This is a genomic window from Paenibacillus sp. 01T422 (genome assembly GCF_056398785.1).
The window spans coordinates 1-8,127 of sequence record NZ_JBFTQB010000492.1; the positions used below are offsets into that span (position 1 = coordinate 1).

Genomic DNA, 8,127 nt, shown 5'->3' on the forward strand with positions numbered 1-8,127 from the left:
AGATTATCCCGTTAACAGCCCACTCCTAAAGTTGGCGTCTCCCGAAACCCTCCTACCACAGCAAAAGAATTACCGCTCGCCTTCCCACTCCGCATAAAACTGCTCGAGGTACTGCTCCATGAAGCGGTGCCGCTCGTCCGCAAGCTTGCGGGCGTAAGCCGTATTCATCAGCTCCTTCAGCTTAAGGAGCTTCTCGTAAAAGTGATTAATCGCCGTATCGTTCCCCGCGCGATACTCCGCTTCCGTCATGTGCTCACGCGCCGTGACGGAGGGATCATGAATCGGGCGGCCCTTCCAGCCCGAATAAGCAAAAACGCGCGAGATGCCTACCGCGCCTATCGCATCCAACCGGTCGGCATCTTGCACGACCTGGCCCTCAAGCGTGCGCATCGGAGGCCGCGCGCCGCCCTTGAACGACATCGTGCTGATGATCTCCAGCACGTGATCCACTGTTGCCGCCGGCGCTCCGCTGGCGGCCAGCCATGCTTCCAGCTCCCGCTGCGCAGCGGCTGGGTCTGCATTCAGCTTCTCGTCGACGACGTCGTGAAGCAGCGCTGCAAGCTCGCAGACGAAAGCGTCGGCGCCCTCTTGGGCGGCGATGCGCTTCGTCGTCTGCACGACGCGATAGATGTGCCACCAATCGTGGCCGCTGCTATCGCGCTCCAGCTTCTCTTTCACGAGCGTCTCCGCCGCGAGTAAGATGCTCTCTTGTTGCTCTCTCGCCAAGTATTGCCCATCATACTGCGTCATTTCTTCTTTTTCCTCTTTCCTTCACTGGATTTAGCTTCGCTAGACTTTCCTTCAGTATTTTTTCCTTCAGCAGATTTACCATCACTATTTTTTCCTTCAGCAGATTTACCTTCAGTAGTTTTTCCTTCACCAGCTTTACCTTCACTGGCTCTTCCCTCACTAGCTTTTCCTTCTCCAGCTTTTCCTCCAGTAGACTTACCTTCTCCAGCATTACTCTCAACAGTTGCAGGCTCCAGTCCTACCTCCACAGATGGTGTATCCTTCTCTCTACCTTCAGCAGCGGTATACTTCTGAATGATCTTCTTGAAATTTTTCCCATATTTATCTTCCAGCTTTGCGCCCATATCCTGCTGCAGCTCATGTATTACCACATCGCGCCAGAAACTATTGAGCAGCAGCTCCACCATTGCTGGATGCTCGGTCAACATCGCGAGTGTCGGCTCGTCGCCGCCTCTTGTACCTACAATAGCCAACTTGCGGTCAATCAGCAGGGTAAATTTCCGCCCTTTGCGCTCGTTCCACATGGCATCACGTTTATGCGAGAATTGCTGCACACCACTCGGCAGAGAAGCATCGCCGATCGTCGAAACAAGCAGGCGCACTCCTTGCGCTGGAACCTTCCGCAGCTCTTCCTTCAACAGCTGTGCTTCCTGCGCCCACAGGTCGCAAAGCACTTCCTCCTTCGCCTTCTTCAGCTCTGTTCGGATGCGATCAAGCACCTTCGCATCGCCTTCCAAGCTGAAGTACTCCGAACGATGCGCACCTTGCTTCGGCATATGCTCTTTCACATAGCGGATCGACGCCTGCAGCTCCGCCTCAACACGCTCGCCGATCTCCTCGATCGGCACGCTTTGGTAGTGCGTCGGCTCACCGTGACTGGTGAGCACTGCGCCCTTCTCCGCCAGCTTCTGGAGCGCGGAGTAAACATTCGAACGCGATACGCCAAGCTGCTTGGCGATTTCATAACCTGTCTGTGTGCCGCTTTCGGCAAGCACATGCAAGCACTTGGCTTCCAGGTCGGTGAAGCCGAGATTTTTCAAATGCAGGTGGATATCCTCCATGCCAGTTCCCCTTTTCATAAGCTGCGATAAGTTCATGTTTTCGATATTGTATCATGATTTCTGCCTCCAAGTCGTATAGTCCTTCCCAGCCAGCCATCTCAGCAAAAAATGTTTATTCTCAATATATTCTCAATTAAATGTTGACAATGATAATCATTATCAAATAATATGAAGGTGGTTGGTAACAACAAGACATTTACAAGATGACTACATACCTATAAAAACATATCGTGGAGGGATTCCCATGCCAAAAATTATTATTGTTTACGCCAGCATGTCAGGAAATACGGAGGAAATCGCTGAAGAAATCGCAGCAGGCATACGTGAGGCAGGCATTGATCCTGTTGTGAAATCCGTCATGGATGTGAGCGGTGTAGACCTCGTGAACTACGACGGTATTCTGCTTGGAGCTTATACATGGGGCGACGGCGATCTGCCAGACGAATTCGAAGACTTCTACGATGAATTAGAAGATCTAGATCTAAGTGGCCGTAAATCCGGTGCATTCGGCTCCGCTGACTCCTCCTACACACATTTCGGTGCAGCTGTAGACACAATCGAGGAGAGACTTGCCGGGATCGGTACTGAGAAAGTGTTTGACGGTTTGAAAATCGAATTTAATCCGACTAGCGAGCAAAAGAAATTATGTCGCGAGTTAGGTGCGAAATTCGCTGCTGCTGTCGCTATTACGGCCTAATACATGTTGGCGGGCTTTGGCACTTCGCTGGGCTCGCTTCTTATTAAGACCATCCCACCTATGTTGCACTTTTTACAATCATATCGATCAAAATAAGTACTGCTTCAGCTTCTCGTTGTACATTGTGCAACCATTTCAGCTGAAATGGCCTCATTCTCTGCCATTTGTCTGGTAACGTTCTATTATATACAACGAACTACCCATCAGGCAGCAAAAGCCCCTTTTTCGCTGCACAAAATGCAACGTAGCTCTCCCCGTAGCCCATTTATGTGCCAAACAAAAAAGGATCGGAACGCAGCACTAAGCCGCTGCCCCAATCCCTCACTACAAAGTCTCTACTTCAGCCATTTCAATATACGGCATGCGCTTTAACTCTTCATATACTTCTGAAGCGTACTTACGGTCAATGAAAACGATGAAGTTGAGCTCCTGCAGCTCATGATTCAACTCTTTTATGTGTACACTTTTCATTCTATATCCTCTAGCAATAATATCCTTGATGATGCTCGTTAAACTACCCTCATGCGATACGATGAGCCTGACTCGCAAGTCTTTCATCAACAGCGGTCTTGGCCCTATTTTCTTAATATAGTACGGCAATACCACGACGCTCACCATAATTAGCAGAAGTCCTACGAACGCCTCAACAAAAAAGCCAGCACCGATGGCAATTCCTAACCCAGCCGCTCCCCAGATCATCGCCGCCGTCGTTAATCCTATAATGACATCATTATTTTTCCGAAGAATGACCCCTGCGCCAAGAAATCCTATCCCGCTTACCACTTGCGCTGCAAGCCTCATAGGATCCATAACATGAAGCCCGGGAACCGCATATTTATTCGAAGATTCAATAGATACAATTGTCAGTAAGCAACTGCTTAGACRAATGACTAGAGATGTTTTGAGTCCTAGAGGTTTATTTCTGATTTCTCGTTCTAGGCCAATAATTAAACCGAAGATAGCTGCAATTCCTAATTTTATTAAATCATGTATGTCCACAGTGACTTGCATTAGCATCCCCGTTCAAACTTCTATCCATTTCCCCCCTAAACCTTACACAAAAATGAGCTAAGCACTGATCTAAAATAATATTGACCAAAAGTCATTTTATTGCTATAAATGTACTTATAAAATGTTAGTTAAATAAGTGATGTTCACTGACTAATTGTGTGGTATACATTTTCACATGATCAAATCCATCTCAAAAAGTTGACCACAAGTCATACTTGAAGCAAGCAGCATCTGATTTTATACAAAAATATTAATAACAAGGGAGGCTCAAGCATGGAGCGTGAGGGAAACATGGCTGCTCGTTCAAAACGACCGAAAGATTATCTTCTGCGTACAGCCGGAAAATTACTATCAAACAAGACAGGTTATCTTGTAATCTTCACCACCCTTGCACTCGCAGGGTGTTCCAATGAAACGCCGTTATCCTCCGCAATAACTGCCGGGCAGGCAGCCGCGGTAACGAGCAAGCCTGTAAAAACAGCTGCGGTTACCACACATGCATGGGCAGGTGCCAAGACACTCACTGCGGATGTGATTCCCTCTCTGGAGTTGAATATCGTGCTGAAAGCGGATGGCGATGTGAAGTCCGTACTGAAAAAGCGCGGGGAACAAGTCCAAAAAGACGATGTAATCATCGAGCTGGATAATAAAGATTTGCTCCGCCAAAAACAAAAATTGCTTTATGCCAGGGCCAGTCTTGAGGAACAGTTATCCAAGGCCAAAAAGGATTGGGATGACGGCATTCTGGAGTTAACTAACAACATAGCCATAACCCAGCAATCCTTGGACGATGCAACGAAGCAATATAACCGGGTTCTTAATGACTATGACACAGGGCTGGCAACGAAAGATCAGAAAGAACAATTGGAGTCTCAAATCAAACCGTTGAAGCTTAATCTCCAAACTTTGCAACAGAAACTTCAGACGCTCCAAAGCACTCAGCCGCTAGCCGCCATCCAATACCAATTGCAGGCTAACGATGTTGACCTACAGGATGCTGATGTCAACCTCTCTTACTTTGAAGTCAAGGCCCCTGCTTCAGGACTTATGACCGAAATGCCCATTGAGGAGGGAATGACGCTTGCCAGAGGACAAAAAATTGGTGTCGTACAGCGACAATCGCCAATCAAAATCCGCGCCGAAGTAACGGAAGCGGACTTGCCGCTCGTGCAAGGCAAACAGAGCCTGATCTTTCAGGCTGCGGATTCCCCGGATACATATGAGGGTAAAGTGACTTATTTGGCCAACACAGCCARCACTCAGACCAAAACCTATTCCCTGGAACTTGAAGCCGCGAACGAAAACGGCCGCCTTAAACCCGGAATGCGCGTACAGCTTCTGCTTGCTGGAGGCGGCGAGCAGCAAGTCATCTCCGTGCCGACGGACAGCATTCTGCGCGAGGATGGCGAGCCCTATGTATTCCTTTTAAATGGCGACTATGCTGAAAAGAGAACAATCAAGCTCGGCCGCAGCAAGGATGACATGACTGAAATCACGCAAGGGCTTAAGGCAGGCGAGACACTCATCGTCTCCGGTCAGTACCAACTTAAACATATGGAGAAAGTAGCGCCCGGCCCGTAGTTTCGGACTTTCTAACCGGAACAGCTGAACAGAAGGAGGAAGCCGTTTGATTGCCAGACTCATTAAATACCAAAAGATTACCCTGCTATTCTTTGTCGTTCTCGTGCTGCTTGGCGCCTTCAGTTTTTTATCGCTAAACCAGCGTGAGAATCCGGAAATCACTGTTTCCATGGCTACGGTGAAGACGATCTATCCCGGAGCATCCCCGGAGAAGGTCGAGCAACTTGTCACTAAGCCGCTGGAAGAAGAAATTAGAAAGATGGAGTCTATCAAATCGATCGATTCGACTTCCTCTACCAATGTGTCCTTCATTACTGTAGAGATGCAGCCCGGGGTCGATAACAGCCGTGCATGGGATACGCTCAGACAGAAGGTGCAGTCCGCACAAGACAAGCTCCCCGCAGAGGCGCATCAGCCAGAAATCGATGATGATCTGGCCAAAACGTCAGCGCAAATCATTCATTTAATTGTGGAAAACCCCTCTGAGCTGGAGTCCTTGCGGCCCATTTCTACAACATGGAAGGACCAATTGCGCACAGTCTCCGGCGTCAGCGACGTTGAAATTGTTGGACTTCCGAATCAGGAAGTGAAGGTGGTTCTGAACAAGGAGAAACTCGAAAGCTTGCAGCTTCCTTGGCCCTTAGTTATGCAGGCGCTCACGACTGCTCACGACCGTACACCGATCGGGAACGTGGTTGCCAACAAGAATAATACCTATGTGCAATTAACTGGGGAATGGAAGTCCGCCAAAGATATTGCCGATACAGTCATTTACCGACCTGCAGGGCAAGGCAATTCACTGAGCATCAAAGATGTCGCTGAAGTTAAAATAGGCCCACAGAAGACGGAAGAGGAAGTCTTCTATCAAGGCAGACCCGCTGTTGATGTCGTCATTTATCCGGCCAAAGGACAAAACATTCCCTCTTTGCAAGATGACATAGACGCCAGAGTTTCTGAGTTGCGGTCTCAGCTCCCCTCGCATGTAACGATGGTATCCTTGTTTACGCAAAAAGAGAACGTCGACCATCTGTTTGCCGATTTGTCGCGGGAAATGCTGATCGGGATGGCTGCGGTACTGGTCGTCTGCCTCCTGGGGCTTGCATTCGGAACGTCCATTATTGTTGCGCTGGCGATTCCCGTCTCCATCGCACTGGGCTTCCTGCCGATCGGGATGACCTCCATCGATCTCAATCAGATTTCCATCGTCGCGCTGGTCATTGTACTTGGTATTCTTGTCGATGATGCCATTGTCGTTAACGATAATATCGAACGCAGATTGTCACTGGGTGATTCTCCTCTGGACGCCTCGTTGAAAGGCAGCCAGGAAGTTGCGATTTCGATTCTTACCGCAACGATTGCCACAGCGGCCGCTTTTTTCCCGTTGTTTTTCTTGAAAGGCAACATTGGGGATTTTATTAAGCCGATACCCGTCGTTGTCAGTTTGACTCTAGCTGCGTCGATGGCCATGTCGTTAACGATTATTCCGATTTTTCGTAAATGGAGCAGCGAACGCAGTCTCCGCAAGGGAGTCTCTGTTAAGAATAAGCTGCCTGGACTCTTGGGTAAACCTCTATGGCACCTAAGCGAGTTTTATGAAAAGCTCATCCGCCGGCTGCTGCGAAAACCGCTGTTAACCGGCATGATAGGCCTTGTCATCGGTACAGCCAGCTACGGGCTTTTGCCGCTGCTGGGCGTTCAGTACTTTCCGAGTGCGGAACGAAGCGAATTTTTGCTTGATGTGAAAATGCCCGTGAGCGCAGACTATAAGCAAACCGCCGATATGATGAAAAGTTTATCGGTTTGGGCGGCTAAGCAAGATGGGGTTCAGTCCGTTTCCACCTATGCCGGAAGGGCAACACCTAAGTTTTACTATGCGGAGACCTCATCTGTCGGAACAAGAATAGGCCAACTATACGTTAAGGTCGACGAATCAAGAACCCATACAAGCAAGCTAGTATCCGATTGGCGAGACCAGCTCAAGCGCATATATCCGGATATCGAGTTGCTGCCCAGAGAACTGGAACAAGGCCCTCCTGTCGGTGCGCCGATCGCTGTTCGAATCAGCGGCCCGGATTTAAGCGAATTAACCTCGCTCTCCAAACAGTTGCAAACGATACTGAAGAGCATCCCGGGTACGACCAACGTCTCCGACAGCGTCGGTGATGAAACCTACACCATGGATCTCCAGCTCGATCAGGAGAAAGCGCGATATTACGGTGTCACTGAGAAGGACTTGTCGGGAACCGCCCGACTCGCAACCGACGGCATCGAAGTTTCCAAGCTGCAGCTTGGCAGCGAAGATATTCCCGTCACCTTGTTCAGCGAGGTTAACCAAACGCCGTCTAATGAAACGATAGGGGAACTGCTCGTTCCTTCGCAATCCGGGCAGCTGTACCCGATCAAGCAGTTCATCAATGTGCAGACTGACCGCATGATCACGTCCGTACAGCATCGTAATCTGGTACGTACAATCACGGTGAGAGCCTACACGGACGGAAGATTGCCGGCGGATATTGTCACCGAGCTGCAACAGCAAGTAAACAAACTGCAAAAACCAAACGGCTACACGATTGAATTTGCAGGCGAGAACGCTGATCGGAACGATGCTTTCTCATCCATCGGCAAGCTTTCGATTGTTGTTGTATGCCTTATTTTCATTATTATTGCGATCCAATTTTACTCATTATCCATACCATTCCTAGTCATGATGACCGTTTATCTGGCCATGGGGGGCGCTCTAATTGGTTTATTCATAACTGGCGCGCCAATCGGATTCATGGCGCTTATGGGCTTTGTCAGCTTGGCCGGGATTGTTGTGCGCAACGGCATCGTGCTGGTTGAATTTATTGAAGATGCCAGGCATAATGGCATGGAATTGTACGATGCTATTGCCGAATCAGGTCGTGCGCGGCTCCGGCCCATTCTGATGACGTCCGCTACCGCCATCAGCGGCCTCCTGCCTATGGCAATCATGGGAGGCAGCCTATGGCGACCGATGGCTGTCGTCATTATCTCAGGGCTTATTGT

Annotated in this window: 6 protein-coding genes; 3 read left to right on the forward strand and 3 right to left on the reverse strand. The window is 49.3% G+C overall.

Going from position 1 to position 8,127, the window contains the following annotated elements; all coding sequences use genetic code 11:
* Window positions 1-69 precede the first annotated feature (69 nt).
* Both AC1DUA_RS24020 and AC1DUA_RS24025 read right to left on the reverse strand, forming a co-directional pair.
* On the reverse strand, window positions 70-750 hold the full coding sequence (locus tag AC1DUA_RS24020; RefSeq protein WP_477502164.1) for an HD domain-containing protein: 681 nt from the start codon (window positions 748-750) through the stop codon (window positions 70-72).
* On the reverse strand, window positions 747-1,811 hold the full coding sequence (locus tag AC1DUA_RS24025; RefSeq protein WP_477502165.1) for a helix-turn-helix domain-containing protein: 1,065 nt from the start codon (window positions 1,809-1,811) through the stop codon (window positions 747-749). Before AC1DUA_RS24025 ends, AC1DUA_RS24020 begins: the two co-directional genes overlap by 4 nt.
* 244 nt (window positions 1,812-2,055) lie before the next feature.
* Between AC1DUA_RS24025 and AC1DUA_RS24030 the strand changes: the two genes are divergently transcribed.
* Entirely contained in the window at window positions 2,056-2,508 is a 453-nt protein-coding gene (locus tag AC1DUA_RS24030) for a flavodoxin (RefSeq protein ID WP_477502166.1), read from the forward strand.
* A 324-nt stretch (window positions 2,509-2,832) separates the two neighbouring features.
* Here the strand turns inward: AC1DUA_RS24030 and AC1DUA_RS24035 are convergent, their stop codons facing one another.
* Window positions 2,833-3,525 (reverse strand): MgtC/SapB family protein, encoded by a 693-nt coding sequence (locus AC1DUA_RS24035; protein ID WP_477502167.1) that lies wholly within the window; start codon window positions 3,523-3,525, stop codon window positions 2,833-2,835.
* Window positions 3,526-3,792: 267 nt separating this feature from the next.
* Between AC1DUA_RS24035 and AC1DUA_RS24040 the strand changes: the two genes are divergently transcribed.
* Window positions 3,793-5,100 carry an efflux RND transporter periplasmic adaptor subunit gene (locus AC1DUA_RS24040; protein WP_477502168.1) on the forward strand — a complete coding sequence of 436 codons (1,308 nt, stop codon included), beginning with the start codon at window positions 3,793-3,795 and terminating at the stop codon, window positions 5,098-5,100.
* Window positions 5,101-5,146: 46 nt separating this feature from the next.
* Window positions 5,147-8,127: efflux RND transporter permease subunit (locus AC1DUA_RS24045; protein ID WP_477502169.1), on the forward strand; the 2,981-nt coding region annotated here is incomplete at its 3' end.

What these genes read in the sequence shown, in the direction of transcription:
- AC1DUA_RS24020 (WP_477502164.1), bottom strand. Translation starts at nt 750, where the DNA reads ATGACGCAGTATGATGGGCAATACTTGGCGAGAGAGCAACAAGAGAGC.
- AC1DUA_RS24030 (WP_477502166.1), top strand. Translation starts at nt 2,056, where the DNA reads ATGCCAAAAATTATTATTGTTTACGCCAGCATGTCAGGAAATACGGAG.
- AC1DUA_RS24025 (WP_477502165.1), bottom strand. Translation starts at nt 1,811, where the DNA reads ATGGAGGATATCCACCTGCATTTGAAAAATCTCGGCTTCACCGACCTG.